Below are 23585 nucleotides of genomic sequence, written 5' to 3'. Positions count from 1 at the left end.
GAAGCAGGGGTGGCGGAGACACAGGCGGCGCGGTCACAGGCGGCGAGCCGCCCGGAAGCCGCGGGCGTAGAAGTCGGTGCCGTCCAGCAGTGAGCGGCCCGAAAGGTCCCCCAGGGTGGGGCCGTTGGCGGCGGAGCGGCTGGAGTAGAAGCGGTGCCGGCCCTGGTCGTCGAGGCCCATGTACATGCCGCAGTGGTCGATGAAGTTGGGCCGGTCCTTGATGATGGCGAAGAAGACCAGGTCGCCGGGTTGCAGGGCACTCAGATCGGTGGGCTGCTCGCCGGTGTCGGCGATCACCGGGCGGCCGGGACCGTAGGCGGCGATGGCGAAGGCGCGGCGCGGCATACCGGGACCCCGGGTGTTGGTGTTGTGCAGGGGGATGCCCATGCGGTAGCCCCACACCAGACGCTGGAAGCCGGAGCAGTCGACGTCGCCGTAGCGGGCCTTCTCCGGCTGTACGCGCGTGCCGTCCGGGAAGGTCCAGTCGATGCCCAGATAGTCGTAGAAGTCGGACTGTTCGTCGTGGTAGGCGAAGTCCAACGGGTTGTTGACCTTGGCATTGCGCGGGCCGAAGTGCGCGGTGCCCGCGTAGCGCACGCCGGCACCGTTGTGCTTTTCGGGAGCCCCGGCGCTGCTGTACTCGAACGCCACCGCGAAGACGTCCGGGCTGGTGTCGCCGAGCGCCTTGCCGAACCAGCCCTTGAACCAGGCGGACTTCTCCATGCCCTGCTGCCACTCGTGCGGCAGCACCCGCACCCAGGCGTCCGTGGTCACCTTGGCCTCGGTGGTCCGCGGCTCGCTGAAGGTGCGGGTGGGGCCGGTGAGTACGGCCGTACGGGCTCCGTCGGTGAACGTGGCGAGCGTGCCGCCGTCGGCGGCGCGGACCACGGTGCGGTCGGGGGCGGACAGCCGCTCGAAGGTGCGGGCCCCGGTGGGCCGGGCGCTCGGGCCGGTGCCCGTGCCGTCGGCGGCCGTACCGCCGACGCCGTCGCCGTCGCTGCCGCCGCTGCCGTGCCCGAGGTGGTCCCAGGCGTATCCGCCCGCCACTCCGGCGGCCGCCACGCCCGCGATCGTCCCGAGCACGGCGCGGCGCGTCGGGCGGCTGCGCCTGCCGACGGGTTCGGAGTGCATGGCCGGTCCTCCTGGAAGTGCGAGGTGAGAGGGCGGTGGACAGGTCAGCCGGTGGGCAGGACGCCGATCAGCAGACCGGAGACCAGCACCACGTACGTGGCCAGCGTCACCGCCGTGGTCGAGATCAGTGTGGCCGCCATCGGCTGGCGGACCATCTGGTAGGAGACCAGGCCGGGGACGATGAAGCCAAGGGTCTGTGACGTGTACAGCAGCGGAAACTCGTGGCTGAGGGCGAGCATCACGGTGGTCTGCATCAGCACCGCGCACAGCACCACGGCGGCGAACAGCCGCTTGCCGTAGAGAATCACCGTGCGCTGCACCAGCTTCGTCGCGAAGTAGGTGAGCGCCGCCACACCGACCATCAGCCCGGCCATCTGCACATCGGTGACGAGCGTGAGGGCGATCCAGCCCGGGGTGATCATCCCGCCGGGGGAGAGGTTGGTGGTCAGATAGCAGACGAGCGAGAAGACCAGCCCGAGGGCGATCCCGAGCGCGGCGGTCTGTGCGGTGAGGTTTGCGGGGATCACGGGTTCCTCGGGGACTGGGACGGGTCGTAGGAGTGGTGTGGGTCGCCCTTGGCGTTCGCGCCATCGGGCCGGCCCTGGCGGCCGGCGAACCGGCGGGTGAGTTCGCGCTGCTCCGGGATGTGGAAGCCGTACGCCGGTGTCTCCAGCGGCGCCACCCAGCTGTACGGCTCCGGCTCGGGCGGCCGGGCCACCGCGATCTGCGGCCGGACCAGCGCGATCTGCATGGTCTCCTGGTCCAGGCCGTCGCCGTCGGGTACGGCGTCGAGCGGGTCCTCGGACTCGTCCAGCGGCAGCTCGGCGAGGCACTCCAGGAACAGCTCGCCCTGGCCGTGGATGTTGCCGATCGCCACCAGCGAGGAGTCCGGGCCGAGTTCCGCGAGCATCGCCGCGGTCAGCTCCTCGGGGTCGCGCTTGTCGCCGCCGAGGTCCACCACCCGCCCGGTGAAGCCGGCCGGGATCGCGTCGTGGGCGCTCTTGGTCGGGTGGCCGATCAGGAACACCGTCTCGGCGGCCAGGTCGGGGACGATCGCGCCCATCTGGCCGTTGCGCTCCACCCGGTCCGGGCGGCAGTTGATGACCACGTTGAGCGGCCGTCTGATCGCGCCCAGGTCCTCCAGCTGCTTGACGTTCATCAGCGTCGACTCGGGGTCGTTGGCCGCGAAGACGTTGGCGAACCGCAGCTTCTTGCCCTCGGGGGTGAGGTAGCGCTCCACCGACAGCACGCCCGGGTCGGGCGGCGCGTCCCACATGCCCTGCATCGCGGTCTGCCGGTCGATGCCGAGCAGTTCGGCGACGGTGAGCGCGATCGCCACGTTCTCCTTGAAGGTGAACCAGCTGAAGCCGCGCAGCTCCTCGTCGGTGACCGTCTCGGGGTCGGCGTAGACCAGCTTGCAGTTACGGGCGTCGGCCTCCTCCTGGAGGATGTGGAAGCGGTCCTTCTCCGCCGTCACGCACACCCCGCCCACCGGCATCGAGCGGGAGAGCGAGCGGGCGACGTCGTCCAGCGTCGGCCCCATCTCCTCCAGGTGGTCCTCGCGGACGTTGCACAGCACGCCGATCGTGGAGCGGATCAGCTTCTCCTGGTTGATCTCCTGCAGCGCGGGCATCACCGCCATGCACTCGATCACCAGCGCGTCCGGCCGGTAGGTCGCCGCCCGCCGCACGATGCCGATCTGCTCGACGATGTTGGAGATTCCGAACTTGCGGTAGATCGGCTCCTCGGTGGCGTCCGGATGGATGAACCGGGCCGCGGTGCCGGTGGTCTTGGCCACCGTGACCACGCCGCCGCCGCGCAGCGCGCCCGCGCACAGCCGGGTGATCGAACTCTTGCCGCGGATGCCGTTGACCAGCACCCGCGTCGGTATCTGCTCCAGCGAGGCGAAGTGCCGCTGCTGCTCCAGGATTCCGGCGATCCACAGCGCGGCGCAGCACAGCAGGACTATGACATAGAGGAAAAGCATGTCGATTCCGTCCTTCTACCGCTGGAGGGTGTTCTCACGCAGGGACCGGGAAGCTCCGGCGGCGTGGCCGGATCTGGCCGCCCGGTCGCGTTCCGCGAGGGCCTGGCGCATCAGCTCCAGGCCGCGGGTGACCGAGCCGATCTCGTCGTGGTTGACCGGGTGCAGCACGGTGCGGCGGTCCCCGCCGGCGAGCCGCTCGACGAGCACGGCGACCGCGCGCAGCGGCCGGATCACCACGACATGCAGCCAGCCCAGGCAGGCCGCGCCCAGCGTGAGGCCCAGGATCCCGGCGAGCATGGTGCGCTGCTCGGCCTGCACCGCGGGAAGCTGGAGCGCTGCCGCGGGCTCGGCGGTCACCACGTGCCAGCCGAGGCGGGCCGTCGGGCCGCTCTGCGCCAGCGGCGCGGCGGCGTCGACCGAGGGGCCGGAGGAGGCGCGGTCCACCGCCGAGGTCGCGGAGCCCGCGGTCCCCGCGGCACCCTGGGTGGCACGGGCGAGACGGGTCATACCGGACTCGGGCAGCGACTGGAAGGCGCGGTAGCCCACGCTCGCCGCCAGCACCTTGTTGTCGCTGTCCGTCACCCAGACGCTGCCCAGCTTCGGCCTGGCCAGAATGGAGTTGAGCGCCTTCACGTCGATCTCGCCGAACAGGACCACCCCGGCCGCCGGGGCCTTGCCCTTGGCGGCCCGGACCTGGGCGTAGGCGGCGATCGCCGGGATCCGGCCCGAGGTGTTGACGGTGGTGATTCCGCCGCCCTCGGGCACATGGACGAGGGTGCGCAGCGGTGTGTCGCCCACCCTCATCGTGATGTCGCCCGAGCGGTCCAGGAGATACAGCGAGCGGTACTGCTTGTGGTCGGCGAGGGCGTGCCGCAGGACCTCGGTCTGGGCGGCCCGGTCGCGGCCCGGCAGACTCGCGGCCGCCTCGTTCAGATCGGTGTACGACTGGTCGAGGGACTGCCGGATCCGGTTCGTCGCGATCTCGGTGCGGGCCTGCTGGTTGGCGAGGACCGGAGCCGGAACCGCGGTCGCGGTGTCCGCCCGGTTCAGCAGGAAGATCATCGGCACCGCCCAGCAGGCCACCACCAGCACACCGGCCACGGCCAGTGCCCGGTAGCCCGGTCCGCGCCGGGCCGGGAACTCCTGCGGGCCGCTCTCGCCGAGCAGTTGCCGGCGCAGCGACTCCAGAGCCCGCCCGATCCGGGCCAGTTCCCCGAAGCCGTGCACCGGAACCGGCCGGGACAGCTCCTCCCACGCGGTCGGCCCGTCCTCGGTGGCGCCCCGGGCCAGACGGCCGGCGGACAGGTACAGCCGCAGCAGCGGCCGCTGCACCAAGAAGTGCAGCGCCAGCGCGAGCAGCAGCGCGAGCCCGGCCAGCGCCCCCGCGGCCTGGAGCGCGAAGCCCGAGTAGTCGGCGGCGGCGGTCGTGGCGGGCACCGCACGGGAGGTGAGCACCACCAGACCGAGCTTGTCGGTGTCGCCCGGACCGGTCGCCGAGGCGACCTGGGCCCAGCCGGCCACCGTGCGGCGGTTGCCCGAGTCGGCGCCCAGCAGGCTTCCCGAGGCGTCGGTGTCACGGTCCGATCCGCTCGCCGCGCGGGCCGCCGTCGCGGGCAGCGTGCTGTCGGCGGCGGCCGGCGCCGCCGTGCCGCGGGTGGTGGTGGCGAGCGCCGTGCCCTTCGCGTCCAGCACTTCGGCGGTGCGTCCGTCGCCGTACGTCGTGAGGGTGGGGAGCGCCTCGGCGACCACCAGCAGCCACTGACGCGCGGTGCGGCTCGGGACCTGGTTCTGGTCCTGGTTGGCGTCCTCCTGCTGCGCGGGCAGCGTGACCTCGGCGAAGTACAGCAGCTGCCGCGTGCCGCCCGACGTCACCAGCCGGGGCGGGATCGCCCCGTGCCCGGACGCCGCCTTGGCGACGTCCACCCCGGCCAGCGGCGCCGGCTTGCCGCCGGCCGCCAGCAGCTTGCCGGTGTGCGGTTCGAGCAGCGCACTGCCGAGGACCGCCTTCCTGGCGGAGGTCAGCGCTTTGAGCGCGGTCGCGGGGGTCGATGTGCTCGTCGCCGGGTACGCCCCCGCCGTACGGCGTACGGCGCTCGCCTCGGCGTCGATCGAGGTGCGCACCGACTGCGCGGTGTCCGCGGCTATCTGCTGTTCGCCGTTCAGCACGGCCTGCGGCACCCGCTCGGCGTGTATGCCGTCGAGGCCGATCACGGTCAGGGCGGCGACGACCAGCAGGAGTACGACGAGCGAGGCTATCGGCGGGCGCACCCCGCCAAGCATCGGCATATCGGCGCGGCGGCGGATGCGGTGTCGGCGCGGCGCCCGGGGTGCGGAGGGCAGGGCAGCGGATCCTTCCTCAATTGGCGCCGAGCGCCCGAATGTTCGATAGGACGAACACTCTAGCTTCATGCGATCACATAACCATCACAACTTCGTCCCCGTGTCGTACGCGGTTGTACGCGCGCGCGGGACCACCGGGGGACCACCGGGCGACGGCCGACGCCCGCGGGACCGCCCGCCGGACACACCGAAGGGCGGACCCGCGAACAGGACCCGCCCCACGGATGTCCGGTCAGCTGTCCGGTCAGCTGTCCGGTCAGCGGACGAAGGAGATCTCCGGGTAGCTCTTGTCGGGTCCGTCGAGCAGGGTGCTGTGCTTGTGGCGCAGCTCCTGGTCGAAGAAGGCCGCGAGATAGTCGCACTGGACCTGGACCGCCCGGTCGGGGTCGATCGTGCCGAACATCTGCTGGAGCTGATCCTGCGAGAGCCCGAGCAGGGCGGCCTCCTGCGGCACCATCCACTCGTTGTCGCTGAACGACAGGTGCGCCGCGCCGTGGAGCTGGATGTCGACCCGGTAACCCTTCAGATGCGACCACAGCGTGCGCCACGACCCGTCGTTGTTGCGGTTGTGAGTGCCGGAGCTGAAGAGCATGAAGGGCCGGTCCAGGTCCTTGCTCGGCGCCGAGCCGAAGAACTGGCCGTCCAGGTCGGCACCGGCGGCGATGCGGTGGTCGAGCTGCATGGCGGTGTCGACCGCCCCGCCGCCCAGCGACCAGCCGAACATCCCGATCCGGGACATGTCCACGGACTGCGACAGACCAGAGGGGAGCGTGGGGTGCCCGGGGTCCGGGTTGCCGCCCTTGCTGATCGTGCCTAGCTGGTTGATGACGAACCGGATGTCGGCCGCGCGCACCTTGAGCGTGTCGGAGGAGTGGGCGCCCGCCGGCATCGTGTTGACCTCGAGCCGGTTGCCGGGGAACTGCACCTCGTTGGCGTCGTGGGTGTGGTCGACCATGACGACGAGGTAGCCGCGGCTGGCGAGATCCTGGGCGTGGGCGGTGCCCATCGCGCGGTCCGAGTGCAGCCCGGTCGAGTACAGCAGCACGGGCAGCTTGCCGAGCTTGGTGTTCACCGGGGCGAGGACATGGCCCGCGGTCCTCGGCAGGGTCACCTGCTGCGGCGTCAGCCCGCGCGAGGCGAGGAAGTGATCACCCGATATCGACGGCATCCACGGCGCCTGGTAGTGCCCGGACGTGGCGGTGGCCGGATAGAAGAGCGACACCATCAACTCGCGCGAAGTGCTGCCGAACACGTACGGATCCGTACGGGACTTGTCGACGAGGTGCAGGCCCACCATGCCGACGCTGTACGGCCCGGTCGGCGCGGGCATGTTGAGCTGGAGACCGGCCCCGTCCCTGCGGCCGCCCGTGAGGGACTCATGGTGTACGGGCTTGTGGTGCAGCGGCGCCTCGTCGTTCTCGGGCGCCCAGGGCACGTTCGGGTTGGGCTGGTCGGGCTGGTCGGGCGAGACCCCGGTGGCCGCAGGCTTGTCGGACGTCTTCCCGGCGGCCATCGCCGGCGTCATCCCCGCACCCAGGGCTACGGCCAGCGCACCCGCCGTACCGACCGCTCTGGCGATCACTCTTCGACGGTGGCGCGGGCGGCGGTGTTTCATGAAACCCCCAAGTGGTTCAGCGATCGCAGAACGGGCGATCGACTGCCGCACACCGTACCGCCACAGCGGCCGGCGGACTCGCGCTCCCGGGATGCCGCCGTGGCGACTTCGCGTACCGGGTGGAGGAGATGCGGCGGTTGGCCGTGTTCCAGGGGCGGTTACTCCCCGGTCGGTGGCAGAAGAAACGACACGCGAGCAAATCCGCAACTATACTTGTGCTCTCGTTTTCCTCGCTCGCGACGTGCGTGAGTTCCGGGAATTCCGGCACGACCACATGACACATGATCGAAGTGCGGTCGGCGTCGTGTGCCTCGACGATGGCGGTGAAGGGCGGGGCGCGAAGCCGTGGCTGCCGAGCGCTCCGCCGAGTCATGCGTCAAAGAAAGAGGAAACCATGACGGCAGCGACGGAGACTCCCACTCGAGAAAAGGCCGAGGCAGGCCAGGAAGAGTTCGGCGAGGAATCCGCCTTCGGTCCGCTCCTGCTGGCAGCGATGCTGGCCCGCCGTGAGGAGCGCGGCGAGGAACCGATCATCGAACACCCGCTCCTTCTGGCCGCGCTCGCGCGCCGCCGCGAAGAGGGCGCTGAGGAACAGACCATCGACCACCCGCTGCTCCTCGCCGCGCTCATGCGCCGCGGCCGTAAGGAGCGTGGCGAGGAGTCGATCATCAACCACCCGATTCTGCTTGCCGCACTCATGCGCCGCCGCCGTGAGGAGCGCGGCGAGTCGCTGATCGAGAACCCCCTCCTCCTCGCCGCGCTCATGCGCCGTGGCCGTGAGGAGCGTGGCGAGGAGTCGATCATCGAGCACCCGATTCTGCTTGCCGCGCTCGCGCGCCGCCGCCGTGAGGAGCGCGGTGAGTCGCTGATCGAGAACCCGCTTCTCCTCGCCGCGCTCATGCGCCGCTGATGGGAAATGGCTATCCCCTGCCCCCCGATCCCCGCAGTCGCCGGCATCGGGGGGCAGGTCCCGTAGGGAAATCCAAGACTTTGAGGAACCAGAATGGCAGCTGAGTCCGGCGGACAATCGGAACGGGATCCCCTGGAGGCCTTCATCGACGAAATCTTCGAGGAAATCGTGCGGGATTCCGGAATTCCGCACACCGGTACCGGTTTCCGGCATGGAAAGGACCCGATGGCGGGAGCCCTGATGGAAGCGGCCGTGGCCTCCCTGGCGCAGCCTCCCTCCCGTTCTTCCGAACTGGAAAGGATGCTGTTCGCGCAAACCCTGGCGACCGCGCTGGCGGACTCTCTCGCGCCCGCGCTGGCAGATGTGCTGGCCTCGGAGATCATGAAGGTGCTGACCCACCACGCGGCCTCTCAACGAGGCGGCCCCACCCACGAGACCGCCGGTGGGTCCGGCCGAGGGCACCGCTCTTCCGCAGGCGGCAACCGCTCCTAGCGGCCCTCTCCTGGTGCCGGGTGGCGGCGGTGACCAGCAGCGAGGGTGAGGTTGTGCCCTCCGCTGCTCACCGCCGTCGCCGCGGAGGCGCGGGACGGGTACCAGCGCACGAGCAAACCGGGGCGCCACCCTCCGTTGTCAGACTCGTTGTCAGACCCGTACGCCATGATCTCCCCATGGAGCGTTCGAGCGCGGTACGGGGAGACGGGATGGCGGCAGGCGAGCTGCTGACGGCGCGGGCTCAGGTCGTGCCCCTGGACGATCACGGCGTGGGGGCTGCGCTGGACGGGCTCGTGGACGGCTCGGGGTACTGGAGCGACAAGGGGGCGCTGGCCGGTATCGAGCGGACGGGACGTTATCTGGCCGGGACGTGGACGCCGACCGCGCCGGACGAGGGGCCGGGAAGGGCAGGGGACGGGTCCTGGGCACCGTGGTTCATCGGGCGCATCGGTGCGGTGGCATTGCGCGCCGCTGTGGAGCCCACGCGCGATGAGCGGCGCCGGCGTCTGCTCGCGCTGCTGGAGATCTGGGCGGACAGCCCCTTCGCCGATCCGCGGGCCCGGATGCGCACCGGTCTGGTGCGGCTGGCCGAGGGAGCCCCCGCGGCCGTACGGGACGAGCGAGGGGCGGCCGTCGCGGTCGGCTGGGCCGCCGACGGGCTGCGGAAGTTCGTCGACCTGCGGACGGGGCAGGGGGATCCGCCGAGCCTGGGGGCGATCGAGGAGGTGACCGACGTCCCGCGCGGGGGATGGGGCAGTGCCGAGCAGGTGCGCCGACTGGTGGACCTCGTCCGGGAGCACGGACCGGTGCCGTGGGACCTCGACGCGGTGGCCGTGCTGAGGGATGGCACGGGGATGGGCCGAGCGGCGGCGTCCTTCGCACTGGCGGGGATGCTGGCGTGCGGGTATCTCCCGCGCCTCGACGACAGGGAACGGAAGATCCACCGGCTCAAGGTGGCCGAGATCGAGGACGGCGTCCGCGAGCCCGGCCGGATGGGCTCGCTGGACCGCCTTGAGCTGGTGGCGGACGTGCTGCCCGAGGACCCCGCCGAGCTGTGGGAGCCGCAGGGCATGCGCGCGGTGGCCGAGCGGATCGCGCAGGCGTGGCGGGAGCGGTACGGCCGGCGGACCGTGGTCCCGGAGCGCACCTTCGACGCGGCCGTCGAGCTGCATCTGTCCCGGCTGTCGGCGGGCCGCCTCTGCGCGGCGTTCACCGACCACGCCGCGATACGCGGTCTCGGCTCGAACCTCGACACCTGGATCCGGAACGGTGACTTCCGACCCTTCCCGACCGCCGAAGGCTGGGGCCTCGTCGATTTCAAGGACACCCTGCGTGCCGTCGTCCCGAACCTCTTCTGGGTCTACGCGGAGCTGCCCGCAGGTGACCCGGTACGCGCCGGAGCGCCCGGCCTCGTACGCGCGCTGCAGGAGCGGTTGAACCACCCGGGCCTGCTGCTGGACGCCGGTGGTCTCAGCCACGCGGTGGGGCGTACGGCCGCCGATGTGCACGACCGGTTCGGCTCGCGTCCCTACGTCGGCCCGGAGCCGCTGGACGTCGCGAGCGTCGATGACGGGCTGACCGTGGTCGTGGACGGCACGGTCGACCGCAGAGGCACGCGGTCCCAGCCCGAGTTGTACTTCCGCCCGGCGTTCTACGGGGACGACGACCGCTCCAAGACGCTGCTGGCGACCAGGGCGGGCTCCCGCTACGACCCCGAGGTCGAGCTGGTCGAGTGGCTGCGCGGGCCGGCCTGCGCGCGCATCGTCGAGAGGATCGAGGGCGCTTCGCTTCCTCCCGGGTCGTACGAGACGAATCCGGTACTCTCCGCGCCCGACGTGCTGGTCCAGGTCGTCGGCGAGCTGGGCATCGACGAGGACGCGGCATCCCTCTACCTGCAGTTGCTGACCCTGCGCGCGCCGAGCGACCGGAACATCCGCCTGTGGAACGGCTGGAAGGCCGCCCGGCACCAGAAGGCCGGCGCCGTGCTGGTCGAGCGCGGCCTGGTCGTCGAGGACAAGCGCGCCCGAGCGGGCCGTCAGCTCTTCCTGCCGGGCGAGTGGATCCACGCAGGCAAGCCCTACCAGCCCATGGAGGCGTGGAAGGCGCAACTCCTCGGGGTGGAACGCTCTTACAACGGCCGACTGGAGAACCCGCTCCCTCTCCCCACCCACACCCTGCCCGAGCTGTTCGCCCACGCGTGGGGGCTGGCCCAGGGAGCACGCAAGCCCTCGCCGTAAGACCCCCGACGACAGGCAGCGCTCCCGCACAACAACAAGGCTTGGGAAGCTGCGGTCATTCGGGGCCGGTTCGGGCGTTGGCCTGGGCAAACGGCGACTCGGCGGGCTCGTTGGGCGGGGCGGCTCTCACCGTGATTCCCCGCTGTTCCCCGCTCGATCTGGTGCGGTTGTGGTGCGACGGGCTTCAGCCATGGAGTCCGGGCGCCGACTCGATGACGTTGCCCCAGACAGGATCGCTCCACGGGTTGCCCCTGGGGCGGTTGGCTTGCCATCCATGCCGTGGTGTTCAGCGTCTCCAACGGCAATCACGTCTACTGCACGGCCGTGCTCGCACCGGCGATCGCCGCGCTCGCCGGAGGCGGGCTCGCGCTCTTCCGGTCCGCGTACGAGGCGGGCGGCCGGCGAGCTGTGGCTGCCGTCGGCGATCGTGCTGACGGTGGCCTGGGCGCTCGTACTCGACGGGACGACCTGGTTCGTCTCCCGGCTGCTGGTGTTCGCCGTGATCTTCGCGGTGTGCGGGACGCTCGGCCTGTGGCCCAGCGGGTCGCGCACCTCCCAGAGGCTGGTCGAAGGCTCTCTGGCGGCCGGAATCGCGGCCACTCTGCTCGTACCCGCCGGCTGGGCCGTCTCGTCTCTCGACCCGCGCTACGCGGGAGCCTCCACGTCCCCGACGGCGGGTCCGGTCGGCGATGCCTACCGCAGGGCCCTCCACGACCCGGCCGCTCTGCGCCGGGCCGAGCTCGACCAGCCCAGCACCCGCGACACCGCCCTGCTGGACTGCCTCACCGCGCACCGCGAGGGCGAGAAGTACCTGCTCGCGACCCAGGCCGCCTACCCCGCGGAAGGTCTGCTGCGCGCCCAGGCCCAACCCATGCTCGTCATGGGCGGATTCACCGGCAAGACCCCCTTCCCCAGCGCCCCGCAGCTCGGCGAACTGATCGCCACTCACCAACTCCGCTATGTGCTCGCGCGGGGCTGAGCGGAACGCGCCCACACCCCCGCCGATCGGCGGGGGTGGAGCAGCCGACTGCGGGATGGGCAAGGCAGCAGAAATGAAAAATGATCATTGCGGGCAATTATCGTCTCGCCCGCAGGCGGCCCATCGCAATTTGTTCGCATTCCGTGAAGCCTGAATTCACCATTTTTCACAGGCGCGGCAAACCGAGTGTTTGAGCCATCGACTCCACTCCCCGGGTATCACAAACCAGCAGGTCAGATGGGTGATGCAGTGCCTTCCGCAATGCGTGAAGCGGCGCTTTGTCGTCGGCTGGTGAGTACCGTCACATCTCCCCGATAAACCGGCGAAGCATTCCTGTCGTCAGGCAGGTCAAGAACTTCTGTTCATTGCTTCGCGCGACCTCGGCAGAGCTTGGAAAGGACGTTTCTTGACCACCACTAGATCCCCGATATCCACGCGGGGCCCGGCTCGGCGTCGGGCGGACATGGCTGTGTTGGGAGGTGTGCGGCCGCCACTGGTGGCCTTACCGGTTCTGTTGGCGCTCGTCGCGGGCCTGACGGTGTTCGCCGTCGGGAGCGATGCCGAACGGGGCGTTCCCGAGGCCGTCCTCAGCTCCCAGCAGCACATCGCCGAGGACGGGGCAGTGGCGCTGCGGGGCGCAGTCGACGAGAGCGTCTCCGATCTGCGGGCAGCGGCCGCGGATTTCGGTGGCTCCAAGTCCGTACCGGCGGACGGAATGCTGACCCGCCTCGACCGGCCCTACCGCAAGTGGCGCGGTACCGCCGTCGTCGACCTGTCCACCGGTCGGTTGCTCGCCTCGCAGGGCGAGGCCGTACCGCTCGGGAAGGTGGACCTTCGTGGGCTGCCGGCGAACCCGCCTCCGAGGCTGGTGCGGGACGACTCGGGCGTCACCCGGCTGCTGGTCCTTGCGACGCTGTCGCAAGGCGGCCGGCAGGAGTTGCTCGTCGCCTCCCAGAGCCTGAAGGTACCGGGCATCTCCGTCGGCAGGAATCACACGCTCAACGTCGTGGACCGTGACGGGGCCTCTCTCACCTCGGCCGGGCTGGGCTCCGGCACCGATCGGGTCAAGGCGCTGGCCGGCACCGCCGCGCGCGAGGCGCAGGGCAAGGGACCCTCGGACACCGCCGCTGTCGGCGGCTTCGACGGTCCGAGCGGCAGTCTCGTCCGGGCAGCGGACGGCAACACCCGTACCGCCGTCGGGTACGCCGGAGTGGCCCGGGGACCTGCCACGAAAGAGAGTCCGAGCAGCGCACTCGGACTGACGGTCGTCACGACGGTGCGAACCGAGCGTCATGGGGCCGGGACCGGTGACCTTCGTCTCGCCCTCCTCGCCGCGGCCGTGCTACTGATCCTCGCGGCCGCGGTCACCGCGGTCCTCCGCATGGTGGTGCAGCGGCCTGTGCTGCGGTTGCGTCGCGAAGCGCACAGGCTCGGCTCGGGCGACCTCACGGCTCCCGTCCATGTGGCCCGCTTCGGGGAACCTGCCCGGGTCGGCGCCGCGCTGGAGGCACTGCGCCTTCAACTCCGTGGCAGGGGCGGGCCCTCGCGGGAGACGATCGCGCAGCCACCCGCCAAGAGGCGCGTTCTGCTCGGGACCGGCAAGGGCCGGCGCCGGCTCGGACTGCGCACCGTCCTTGTGGTGTGCGCGTTCGCTCTGCTGGCCTGGCCCGCGTCGATGCTGCTGACGCTCGGCAGCACCTGGCCGCACCCCGCTGCGGTCGTACCGCGGCTGATCTCCGACGACCAGCGGCAACGCACCGAGACGACGGCGGATCGCGTGCGCAGGGGGATCAACGACGGATACGCGGATCTCGCCCGTCTCGCCACCGTGGTCGACGCTTCCCGGCCGCAGGAGGCGCGCAAGGTCCTCGACAGATCCCTGGAGCAGCACGGCCGGTATCAGTCCCTGTACGTCGTCGACACCGCCGGCGAGATCCTCGTCCGCGCCGGCGGTGAACCCCGTACCCCGAAGAAGGTCCGCACCAGGCCCGCAGTCATGCAGACGAACACCTCCGGCACGGAACCGGTGCTCGCCGCCGTGGCCGCCCAGCCGGCCGAGGGTGCGCCGGCAAGGTCCGGACGCCGCTATGTCGTGGGCGAGTTCAAGGTCCAGTACCTGACCGGCATCCTCAGCCGACCCGGTCTCGGCTCGGTGTGGCTGGTGGACTCCGCGCATCGGGTCATCGCGTCCAACAAGGGGTTCGTGGCCTTCGGGCGGGTCTCAGACGGCCGGCTGCGGGCCCAACTGGATGCCGCCCGCACGACCAAGGGCTCCGCTGAGCTGCTCCTGGGCTGGAGGAATCCGGCGGTCGCCGCAGTGGCGCCGTTCAACGACAACCTGGGCGTCGCGAGCACACTCGGCTGGAAGGTCGCCTCGATCAGACCGGTGTTCTGGATCGGCCTGCCCGAGTACGAGGCACAGCGGCGGATCATGCTCGTCGGTCTGCTGGGACTGACGACGGGCGCCCTCTGCCTCGGCTGGCTGCACCTCGTCGTCGTACGTCCGCTGCGTGAAGTCGCCCGGTGCGCCGAGGCGTTGGCGGCCGGGGACCGCAGAACGGTGCTCTATCCGCGCCACCACGACGAGGTGGGATCCGTCGCCCGCGGCCTCGAACTGATCAGACAGCGACTCCCCCGCACCGACGCACCGCCCGCGCCCGGTTCCCCGGACGGGGCGCCCACCCCTTCCACTTCCCCGTCCAGCCCCGGTCCCAGGAGCTGACCCGCCGTGCTCTTCCTGTACTGCGTCCTCGCGGTGTGCTGCGCAGGCCTGCTCGTCGCAGGCATCGTCGAACAGCGCCGCCATGACGCGAGCCTCGCCGCCATACCCACCCGAGTGCTGGTCAACGGCATTCGCGGCAAGTCCTCCATCACCCGGCTGTGCGCGGGCGCGCTGCGCGGCAGCGGCCTGGTGACCGTCGCCAAGACCACGGGCACCGCGGCCCGGTTCATCCACCCCGATGCCACCGAAGAGCCGGTCTACCGCAAGTTCGGCATCGCCAACGTCGTGGAGCAGATCGGCATCGTCCGGCGGGCCGCCACCTACCGACCCGACGTCCTGGTCATGGAGTGCATGGCCGTCATGCCCGCACTCCAGGAGATCAACCAGTCCAAGCTGATCCGCTCCACCATCGGCGTGCTCTGCAACGTCCGCGAGGACCATCTCGCCGAGATGGGCCCGACGCTGGACGATGTGGCCCGCTCACTGTGCCGGTCCCTGCCGGAGGGCGGCGTCTGTGTCACCGCGGAGAAAGAGCGCTTCCCCATCCTCCAGGAGGAGGCCGACGCCCGGAACTGCGAGCTGGTCTACGCCGACCCGCGGACCGTCACCGACGAGGAACTGCGTGGCTTCAGCTGGTTCACCTTCAAGGAGAACGTCGCCATCGCACTTGCGGTCGCCGAACTGCTCGGCGTCGACCGCACGACCGCGCTGAAGGGAATGTACGAGGCGCCACCGGACCCGGGTGTGCTGTCCGTCGAGCGATACCGCACCCCTGGCGGAAAGCGGCTGCGATTCGCCAACGTCTTCGCCGCCAACGACCCCGAGTCGACGCTGATGAACATCACGCAGCTGCTCGAACTGAGCGCGATCCACCGTCCGTTGCACGTCGTCATCAACTGCCGTCCCGACCGTGTGGAGCGCAACGGGCAGATGGGCGCGCTCATCCCCGAGCTCGACCCGGAGACGGTGTTCCTCATCGGACACCCCACCAAGTCGGCGGCCGACGCCATACCCGGCCACTGGACCGGGAACGTCGTCGATCTCGGCGGCGACCGCCGCGACCCCGACCGGCTCACCACGGATCTGCTGGCTCACCTGGGGCCGGACTCCTCGCTCGTCGCCATCGGCAACATCCACGGCCAGGGCGAACTCTTCCTGGAGCGGCTCGCGGCACTCGCGCCCGAACACCCCGACGCCGCCGACCCCGCCGACCCGAGCGACGCCCTCGCATCGCCCGGCCCCCACCACAACTCCGCCCATGGAGAGTCCCGTTGATCCCCGCAGTAGTCACCCCGCAGATCGCCGCCATCGGCATCGCGCTGGGTCTGGTGTTCTCCCTCCTGTGCTACCTGACCACGAACCTCTCACCGGGCGGCATGATCACCCCCGGCTGGCTCGCCCTCACCCTCGTCGACGATCTGCGGCGCGCCGCCATGGTCGCGGGCGTGGCAGGCCTGACCTACCTGCTGACCAAGCTGCTGCAGCGTTTCGTGATCCTCTACGGCAAGCGGCTGTTCGCCGCCGTCGTACTCACCGGTGTCCTGCTCCAGGCCGGGCTGTCCCTGTTGTTGAAGCAGCAGTTCCCTTTGCTGTTCGCCCATCAGGCCCTCGGGTTCATCGTCCCCGGTCTCATCGCCTACCAGCTGGAGAGGCAGCCCAAGACGGCAACGGTCCTCTCCACCGGCACGGTCACTTTCGCCACCTACGTGATTCTGGTGTCCGGGCTGCTGCTGGGCGCCCTGCCCACGACATGAGCCGCCCCCTCCCCGACATGCGGCGCCATCTCTCCCTTCTGTCAACGGAGTTGACCAGTGAAACGCCTCCTGCCCAGAATCCGTGGGTTCTCCCTGACCAGGAACGCGGCCCTGTTCCTGGTGACAGCCGTCCTGCTCGCGGCGAGCTGCGTGCTGACCCTGCAGTTCAGGCACCGCACCAGCCATCCGGAGGCATCACCGGCATCACAGGGTGCCGGAATCCGGGCCAGTAGCGGCCAGCTGCATTTCGAGCGGATCGGCAACCCCGCCCGCACGGTCGCCCGAGACCGGCACGGCACCGTCATCGCCACGTTCACCGACGGCGCCCGTACGGCCGTACTGACAGGGCCCAGCAGGACCTTCGCCGAGCCGCGTACGACGGAGGCCCAGGTCGTCACCAAGAGCTGGGTGCGGCTGCTGCCCAAGGCATGGGCCCGTGGCGCGGAGCAGAGCGCCTGGTTCAAGACCTGGTTCGGGTCCCGGCTCGGCAGCCGCGATCCCGACATCCTCGCCACGGCCTTCGACTACATCGCCGGTGCCCCGGCCCGTACGACGGCAGCGGGAGTCACATACAGCGGTGCCGCCCGCTACACACCCGGCACCACCAGCGACTCCGGGCGTGCCCAGCACGGGAAGCCCCGCACGGGTTCGGACTTCTACGACTACCTGGGCATCCCCTGGACCTTCCCCGACGCGGTCACCCGCCGCCCCGAGAAGGACCGATCGCGCTCCGTCGACAGCTCCGGCTATGTCCGGCTGGTGTACGGATACCGCTCGGGGTTCCCGCTGAGCAGCAGGGACAGTCCGGCGGGCAGCGGGCTGCAGCGGACCGCCGACGCGATCGCCCACGGGCGGCTCGGCGTACCCGTGATCCCCCTCACCGACCGCCGCCCCGCTGTCATCCAGCAGCTCCAGCCCGGCGACCTGGTCTTCTTCAGAACACGGGAGCTGCCCGGCGGACGGATCGGCCACATAGGTATCTACCTCGGCCTGGACACCGCCGACCACCCGCGCTTCATCTCCAGCCGGAAGAACGCGGGCGGCCCCACCATGGGTGACAAGGGCGGCACCTCCCGGCTCGACGGTGACGGCTACTACGCACAAGGGCTGCGCGCGGCCCGCCGCCTCTGACCGCGCTCCTACCGGGTCGCCGCCCTGGTTCCCGCAGATCCGCAGGTTCTTCGTCTGCCGGGTCGGCTCCCTTCGGGACGGCGGGTTCCAGCCAGGCGGCGGGGCGGAACCCGCTGATCGACGGAGTGACTTTCGGTGAACGGCGCGCTGGGATGAGAAGGGCGACGGGATCACGTCTGCCCGTGCTGACGCCGGCCGGCGCCCTTGTGAAGGCCCCGATGGAGTGGCCGCTGGTCTGTTCCGAGTTCTGAAGCGGATTCAAATGATCCCTGTCCTGATTGTGATCACCATGGTGGTGGCCGGCTGGTCGCTGGTCGCCGGGCGGCTGGAACAACGGCATGTGCGGGCTCCTCTGGTGCTGGTGCTCGCGGGAGTCGTCACGGGGGTGTTCACGCACAGCCATGTCGCCGCACCGTTGAACTCCGAGGTCGCTCAGCATGTGGCCGAGGTCATCCTGGCCGTCCTGCTGTTCGTCGACGCCACCGAGCTGCCGGGAGGGCGACTGTTCGGCAACGACCCCGGCTCCGCCGCGCGGGCACTGCTGGTGGCGCTGCCGCTGAGCCTGATCACGATGGTGCTGCTGGGAACGCTGCTGCTGCCCGGGCTGCCGGTGGCGCTGCTGCTGCTCATCGCGTGCATCGTCGTCCCGACCGACTTCGCCCCGGCCGAGACGCTGGTCCGCGACCGGCGTATCCCGGCGAGGGTGCGCAGCGTGCTCAACGTGGAGAGCGGCTACAACGACGGCATCGTCTCGCCCCTCTTCCTGTTCGCACTGATCCTCGTCGGCACCGACTCCGTCACCCGCACGCCCGTGCAGGCCCTCGGCACGGCCGTGCCGTTCGCGCTGAAGGCCCTCGTGGCCGGCTTCGTGGCGGGGGCGCTGGTGGCGTGGCTGATCAATCTGGCCGACCGGGCGCAGTGGATGACGGAGCAGTCCCGGCGGATCCTCGTGCTGGTCACGCCGCTGCTCGCCTACACCGTGACCGTGGCGGTGGACGGCAACGGCTTCGTGGCCTCGTTCGTGTGCGGGATCGCCTTCCGCTACGTCCGGCAGGCGCCGGTCCGCCGACGGGGCGCGTCGGCTCCCCACCCCTCGGACTTCCAGCTCATCGAGGACACCAACTCGATGATGACGATGTGCATGTGGTTCTTCTTCGGCAACGCCGTGGTGCTCGCCGTGGCCGACGGCGTCCACTGGCCCACCGTCGTGCTCTGCGTCGCCGCGCTCACCGTCGTACGCGTCCTTCCGATCATGCTCGCCTTCCTCGGCTCGACGTTCACCTGGCGGGAACGGCTCATGGTCGGCGCGCTCGGACCGCGCGGCACCACCTCCATCGTGTTCGGTCTGCTCGCGTTCAACGCTCTGCCGGACGGGTTGTACGCCGACACCGCCCTGAACGCCATGACCCTGACGGTGCTCGGCAGTGTTCTGCTCCACGGCGGCGGCTCGGTGGTCATCGCCCGGTCCCTGACCGGCCCACCCCCGTCGGCCGCCGGCGGCCCGGACTCCCCGGGGACCGACGAGCCGGACTCACGGGTCGCCGCCCTGCGGAGTTGAGGTGCCTGGCGGTGCCGCGACGTCTTGCGGTGCCGCCGTGCTTGCCCGCGTCCGCCTCGTGGCCCCGACGGCTACCACCCCGGGCCGGTCTTCTCCAGCCACTCGGCGGGGGCGGGCCCGACAGTCGCCGGATGGGTGGAGAGCGGCCGGACGTCCAGGCTGGAGGCATGACACAGCGTGTTCGCGACAAGGAGCCCGAGACCACCCTCGGGGCGTCGGCCGGCATCGACGTGCCGGGCGGTGACGTCACACCTGGCAGAAGCGGGTTGCCGGAACTTCTCGGCCTGACGCTGACGGCGGGCGCCGGCGTCCTGTTCGTCCTCCGTCCTGATTTCTATGAAGCAGGGGTACACGTCTTCGCCGCGCGGGCGGCCTCCCTGGTCCACTGAGCCGGCGATCGGAGATCTCTCCGGTGCGGGCGTCGCCTGGCGAGGCGGCGAGCGAGTCAAGGAATTCCGTGAACACCGCATCCGCCCCCAAGGCGACGGGTGCCGGGTCCCCGCGCGCCCGCGAGACGCTCAAGGCGCTGTACGGGTACGTCCGTCCGCACCGGTGGGCCGTCGCGCTCGGACTGCTGTGCGCGCTGACCGGGGCCGCCGGGGGGCTGCTGCAGCCGTTGGCCGCGAAGTCGCTGGTCGACCGGCTCTCGTCAGGCGGCACGATCGGCACCGTCCTGCTGATGCTGACCGCGCTGGTGCTGCTGAGCACGGCGGCCGAGGCGTTCGGTGCCTATGTCCCGCAGCTGTCCGGACCGTGCCCATGGATGGCCGGTTGCCGGGCAGGCCGTCCAGGCCGGGATGGGGCACGAAGCCGAGTCACCCCGACCGGACCTCACCGCATGTACGCGGCGGGCTTGGTGGCGGCGTTGAGCAGGTACTCCAGGGGGCCGCGGCGGAAGAAGCGGGACCAGATCGCGGCGAACACGATCGCCCCGAGGATGTACGTGAGCACGGGCACCCAGGATCCCGGGGTGTCGGCGCCGGGGGCCGGGGGCAGCACGGACTGTGCGAGGAAGTGGCCGACGTAGGCCGTCAGGGACATGGTGCCCACGGCGATGACCGGTTTCGCCAGACGGCGCAGGCGCGGCAGGCGGTCCATCAGCACCGTCGCGCCCACGATCACGAGGATCGCGACGCCCACGCTGCCGATGATGTCGAACGTGGTGCCGCTGTGCGGCCCTGCGGACAACAGTCCCGAGAACGGCAGCCGGGGCTCGACGGACCCGCTGCCCATGGACGCCGCCTCGGAGCCGCTGGACGACCCCCCGCCTTCCGCCATGCTCTTCAACGCGCCCTCGCCCGCCAGCAGCAGGGACAGTCCGTAGGCGGTCACGGTGAGGGCTCCGCCGAGCGCGGCCAGGCGCCGCTGGACGGCGCCCGCGGACAGGTCGAGACGGGCCAGCGCCATGCCGGCGATCACGAACGGCATCCACGTGATCGTCGGGTAGAAGCCCGTGAGCAGCAGGTCGAGCACTCCCACGTCGCTGAGCCGGTGGAGCGGGTCGTAGGCGTTGATGCTCTGCTGGACGGAGTCGCTCAGGCGCGTTGTCAGGGCGTACGCCAGCTGCGGCGTGACGAGTGCGAGCCCCGCCGCGATCATCGCGAGGGTCCCCGCGCGCAGTCGTACCAGGGGCAGGGCGAGGAGGAAGTAGACGCCGTAGAAGGCGAGGATGATCACGCCCCCGTATTCCATCGCCATCGCGGTGCCCAGCGCCAGCAGGATCACGGCGCGGATCGCGATCCGGGCCTTCGCCTGCCGGCCGGCCAGGCCGGTCCTGGGCTCGAAGCGGCCTGCGATCAGCATCAGTGAGAACCCGGCGAGGGTGGCGAACAGGACCGACGAGTGCCCTTCCGCCAGGTACCGCACCCAGCCGGCGACGCCGTCCGTGGCCGACAGCGGGGGGCCGATGTGCACGATGTACATGCCGAACACCGCCAGCGCGCGGGCCAGGTCCACCCCGACCAGGCGTCCCATCGAGGGACCGCCGGGAACCTGCCCGGCGGTTCCGGGCGTGGTTCGGGGTGGTGGAGGCGAGTTCTCCTGCGGTGCCGGTGTCTCCTGCGGCGGCTGTATCCGTGTCATACGGAGAATCTCCCGGTGCCGTCGGGAGGCGGACCATCCGGCAGGCTTCGGTAACGCCCCCGCCGACCGGCCGGGACCGCCCCGCCGACCGGTGGATCAGCACCGAGGCCGGCCGGTCGGCGGGACCGAACGACCAACTGCCCTATTTGATGACGGCGTTGGCCACCACGACCGCTAGCCCGAGCAACGCGTCCACCGTGCCGATCTTCAAGGCGGAGTTCCACGTGCGACCTGCAGCGCGGGCCGCGAGCAAGCCCCAGGCGATCAGCAGGACCACATTCACTGCGAAGGCCACGTACTCGATGCCCGGCGAGGGCCACCACCCCCAGGCCGCACCGACTGGCAGGACCAGTGTCGGCACCGTCGCCACCGCCAACGGCCACTCGTGCCGCGACAGCCGCACCGCGGCGCAGAGCACGGACGGACTGACGCAGGTACAGGCGGGGCACGGGGGGATGGTCCTCGAACGGCAGGGAAACCGGCCGGCCCGCAGACTCGGGCGGGCCCACGGACCGATCCCACCGGACGAGAACCACGGACACCATCCGCCGAGCCTCGCCCACCTGCCCGCCGACGGACCGGAGTGCTCCCCCCGAACGGCTGGAACCGGCCTGCCGGGTGGCGGGTGTCCACAGCGGCCGCGCCGGCGCGTGCCTCGCAGGACGTACGGTCGGCAGCAAGCGATCACCGTACGAGTACACGGGCACCCCGATGCGGGGCGTACGGGTCGCCGAGAAGACGGACAGGTCAGACGAGTGTGAGGCGGAACGCCGGTGATCCGGGTAGTGGTGGTGGACGACGAGGCGCTGGTGCGGTCCGGTTTCGAACTGATCCTGAACGCCTCCGACGGCATCCAGGTCGTGGCGACCGCGGAAGGAGCACAGGCCGCCGACGTGATCCGGCGCGAGCATCCGGACGTCGTACTCCTCGACATCCGCATGCCGGACGTGGACGGCCTGACCGTCCTGACGGAGATCCAGACGCTGCCCGAACCGCCGACGGTGGCCATGCTGACCACCTTCGACACCGACGAGTACATCCTGACCGCGCTGCGCTCGGGAGCCGCGGGCTTCCTGCTCAAGGACACCGAGCCCGGACAACTCGCCCAACTCGTCCGCACCCTGGCCGCGGGCGGGGTGGTGATGTCCCCGAAAGCCTCGCGGGCTCTGCTGCGCAGCCATCCGGGGGCGGGCGCGTCCCAGGACGCGGACGTGGCGCGCGTGGGCCTGCTCAGCGACCGCGAACGTGACGTCCTCGTCCTGATCGCCCAAGGACTGACCAACGCCGACATCGGCACCCGTATCCATCTGAGCGCGGGCACCGTCAAGGACCACGTCAGCTCGATCCTGACCAAGCTCCGGGTCTCCAGCCGCGTCCAGGCGGCGCTCCTCGCGGAGCGGGCCGGACTGCTCAGCGACGACCGCGCCAACACGGCACAGGACAACAGGCGATGAGCACGGGCCAGGCACTGTGGCGGCGGGTGCCGCCCTGGGCCGTCGACGCGGGCCTCGCCGTGCTCGCCGCGCTCGACACCTGGGTCAACCTCTACGGCGAGGCGACACCGTTCATGTGGGCCGTCGCCGCCCTCGGCTGCGCCGGACTGCTCCTGCGCAGGCGCTTTCCACTGACCGTCTTCCTGCTGACACTGCCCATGACCCTGTTCATGGACGTGGCGGTCGCGCCGATCGCCGCCCTGTACACACTGGCCACGCGCACCCGCAACCGCCCGCTGCTGGCCGCCTGCGCCCTGCTCAACGCGGCGGCGGCCACCCTCGCCTGGCCCCTGTCCGACACATTCGCCCGCGACCGGACCTGGACGCTCATCGAGTTCGTCTACACGCTGGCCACGGCCTTCGCCCCGATTCTGTTCGGCCAGCTCGTCCAGGCCAGACACGACGTGGCCCGCCAGCTCGTCGAGGTCGAAGAGGCCCGCGAACACGAACGCGCCCTGTACGCCCAGACCGTCCTCGCCCGCGAACGCGCCCAACTGGCCCGGGAGATGCACGACGTCGTCTCCCACCAGGTCAGCCTCATCGCCGTACAGGCCGGAGCCCTGCAGGTCGCCGCCAAGGACCCCGGCGCCCGCGACGCCGCCCGCACCATCCGCACCCTGAGCGTGAACACCCTCGACGAACTCCGCCACATGGTCACCCTGCTGCGCGCCTCCGGCGGCAAGGAAACCGAACTCACCCCCCAGCCCACCCTCGCCGACCTCCAGCAGCTGATCGCCAACAGCGGCATCAAGACCACCCTGACCGGCCAGCTCCCGCCCGGCATCAGCACAACCGCCCAACGCACCGTCTACCGCACGGTCCAGGAAGCCCTCACCAACGTACGCAAGCACGCCCCCGGCGCCCGCGCCGAGGTGCGCCTGTGGCACGACGCGCAGCACTTCGGCGTCACCGTCACCAACACCGCCCCCACCCGCCCGTCCGTCGCCCTGCCCAGCGCCCGGCACGGCCTGATCGGCCTGAAGGAACGCGCCGAACTGCTCGACGGCACCCTCACCGCCGAACCCACCCCACAGGGCGGATACGAGATCGGACTACGGGCCCCCACCCGGCCCGCAACCTGATTGGCGAACACAGGCACGGCGCCGCGGCCAGTGCCTGCCGCGGAGCCCCCGGCCGCGCCACCCCCGCAGCCG

General features: G+C 70.8%; 19 protein-coding genes and 1 pseudogene. 13 read left to right on the top strand and 7 right to left on the bottom strand.

Annotation, left to right across the window (positions count from 1 at the left end):
• Positions 1-33 precede the first annotated feature (33 nt).
• The 5 genes from AB0L75_RS05395 to AB0L75_RS05375 all read right to left on the bottom strand — a co-directional run bounded on the left by AB0L75_RS05395 (position 34) and on the right by AB0L75_RS05375 (position 7040).
• Positions 34-1131 (bottom strand): NlpC/P60 family protein, encoded by a 1098-nt coding sequence (locus AB0L75_RS05395; RefSeq protein ID WP_365175560.1) that lies wholly within the window; start codon positions 1129-1131, stop codon positions 34-36.
• A 44-nt stretch (positions 1132-1175) separates the two neighbouring features.
• Positions 1176-1658: a poly-gamma-glutamate biosynthesis protein PgsC/CapC gene (locus tag AB0L75_RS05390; protein WP_023548072.1), complete on the bottom strand. Its 483-nt coding sequence runs from the start codon at positions 1656-1658 to the stop codon at positions 1176-1178.
• Positions 1655-3118 carry a poly-gamma-glutamate synthase PgsB gene (pgsB, locus tag AB0L75_RS05385; RefSeq protein ID WP_365175558.1) on the bottom strand — a complete coding sequence of 488 codons (1464 nt, stop codon included), beginning with the start codon at positions 3116-3118 and terminating at the stop codon, positions 1655-1657. The genes AB0L75_RS05390 and pgsB (AB0L75_RS05385) overlap by 4 nt, the downstream gene beginning before the upstream one ends.
• Positions 3119-3133: 15 nt before the next feature.
• On the bottom strand, positions 3134-5386 hold the full coding sequence (locus AB0L75_RS05380; RefSeq protein ID WP_365175556.1) for a HAMP domain-containing protein: 2253 nt from the start codon (positions 5384-5386) through the stop codon (positions 3134-3136).
• A 328-nt stretch (positions 5387-5714) separates the two neighbouring features.
• Positions 5715-7040 carry a hydrolase gene (locus tag AB0L75_RS05375; protein ID WP_365175554.1) on the bottom strand — a complete coding sequence of 442 codons (1326 nt, stop codon included), beginning with the start codon at positions 7038-7040 and terminating at the stop codon, positions 5715-5717.
• Positions 7041-7245: 205 nt separating this feature from the next.
• Between AB0L75_RS05375 and AB0L75_RS05370 the strand changes: the two genes are divergently transcribed.
• From AB0L75_RS05370 to AB0L75_RS05320, 11 genes and pseudogenes are all read left to right on the top strand, one after another.
• Positions 7246-7983 carry a hypothetical protein gene (locus tag AB0L75_RS05370; protein ID WP_365175552.1) on the top strand — a complete coding sequence of 246 codons (738 nt, stop codon included), beginning with the start codon at positions 7246-7248 and terminating at the stop codon, positions 7981-7983.
• Positions 7984-8076: 93 nt separating this feature from the next.
• Entirely contained in the window at positions 8077-8475 is a 399-nt protein-coding gene (locus AB0L75_RS05365; RefSeq protein ID WP_365175550.1) for a hypothetical protein, read from the top strand.
• A 176-nt stretch (positions 8476-8651) separates the two neighbouring features.
• Entirely contained in the window at positions 8652-10712 is a 2061-nt protein-coding gene (locus tag AB0L75_RS05360; protein ID WP_365175548.1) for a hypothetical protein, read from the top strand.
• 427 nt (positions 10713-11139) lie between these two features.
• Positions 11140-11691, top strand: a complete 552-nt coding sequence (locus AB0L75_RS05355; protein ID WP_365175546.1) for a hypothetical protein — start codon at positions 11140-11142, stop codon at positions 11689-11691.
• Positions 11692-12187: 496 nt separating this feature from the next.
• Positions 12188-14413 carry a HAMP domain-containing protein gene (locus AB0L75_RS05350; RefSeq protein WP_365175544.1) on the top strand — a complete coding sequence of 742 codons (2226 nt, stop codon included), beginning with the start codon at positions 12188-12190 and terminating at the stop codon, positions 14411-14413.
• Positions 14414-14419: 6 nt separating this feature from the next.
• The gene (gene pgsB / locus AB0L75_RS05345; protein WP_365175542.1) at positions 14420-15688 is read left to right on the top strand and encodes a poly-gamma-glutamate synthase PgsB; all 1269 of its coding nucleotides are present in this window, start codon (positions 14420-14422) and stop codon (positions 15686-15688) included.
• Positions 15685-16167: a poly-gamma-glutamate biosynthesis protein PgsC/CapC gene (locus AB0L75_RS05340; protein WP_365175540.1), complete on the top strand. Its 483-nt coding sequence runs from the start codon at positions 15685-15687 to the stop codon at positions 16165-16167. Before pgsB (AB0L75_RS05345) ends, AB0L75_RS05340 begins: the two co-directional genes overlap by 4 nt.
• A 57-nt stretch (positions 16168-16224) precedes the next feature.
• Complete coding sequence (locus tag AB0L75_RS05335) at positions 16225-17298, top strand: NlpC/P60 family protein (RefSeq protein WP_365175538.1); 1074 nt, start codon at positions 16225-16227, stop codon at positions 17296-17298.
• A 262-nt stretch (positions 17299-17560) separates the two neighbouring features.
• Complete coding sequence (locus tag AB0L75_RS05330) at positions 17561-18856, top strand: cation:proton antiporter (RefSeq protein ID WP_365175536.1); 1296 nt, start codon at positions 17561-17563, stop codon at positions 18854-18856.
• A 167-nt stretch (positions 18857-19023) separates the two neighbouring features.
• The gene (locus AB0L75_RS05325; protein WP_365175534.1) at positions 19024-19245 is read left to right on the top strand and encodes a hypothetical protein; all 222 of its coding nucleotides are present in this window, start codon (positions 19024-19026) and stop codon (positions 19243-19245) included.
• A 68-nt stretch (positions 19246-19313) separates the two neighbouring features.
• Positions 19314-19592: pseudogene (locus AB0L75_RS05320) on the top strand (ABC transporter ATP-binding protein); the annotation flags it as partial.
• Positions 19593-19687: 95 nt separating this feature from the next.
• Here the strand turns inward: AB0L75_RS05320 and AB0L75_RS05315 are convergent.
• Complete coding sequence (locus AB0L75_RS05315) at positions 19688-20830, bottom strand: DUF418 domain-containing protein (RefSeq protein ID WP_365175532.1); 1143 nt, start codon at positions 20828-20830, stop codon at positions 19688-19690.
• 250 nt (positions 20831-21080) lie between these two features.
• Positions 21081-21356 carry a hypothetical protein gene (locus AB0L75_RS05310; protein ID WP_365175530.1) on the bottom strand — a complete coding sequence of 92 codons (276 nt, stop codon included), beginning with the start codon at positions 21354-21356 and terminating at the stop codon, positions 21081-21083.
• A gap of 355 nt (positions 21357-21711) precedes the next feature.
• Between AB0L75_RS05310 and AB0L75_RS05305 the strand changes: the two genes are divergently transcribed.
• Positions 21712-22392 (top strand): response regulator transcription factor, encoded by a 681-nt coding sequence (locus AB0L75_RS05305; protein WP_365175528.1) that lies wholly within the window; start codon positions 21712-21714, stop codon positions 22390-22392.
• Positions 22389-23513: a histidine kinase gene (locus AB0L75_RS05300; RefSeq protein ID WP_365175526.1), complete on the top strand. Its 1125-nt coding sequence runs from the start codon at positions 22389-22391 to the stop codon at positions 23511-23513. Before AB0L75_RS05305 ends, AB0L75_RS05300 begins: the two co-directional genes overlap by 4 nt.
• The last annotated feature ends 72 nt before the right edge of the window (positions 23514-23585 follow it).

Origin of the sequence: Streptomyces sp. NPDC052101 (assembly GCF_040680235.1) — a bacterium.
Lineage (GTDB): Bacteria > Actinomycetota > Actinomycetes > Streptomycetales > Streptomycetaceae > Streptomyces.
This window is presented reverse-complemented; position numbering and strand designations above follow the sequence as displayed.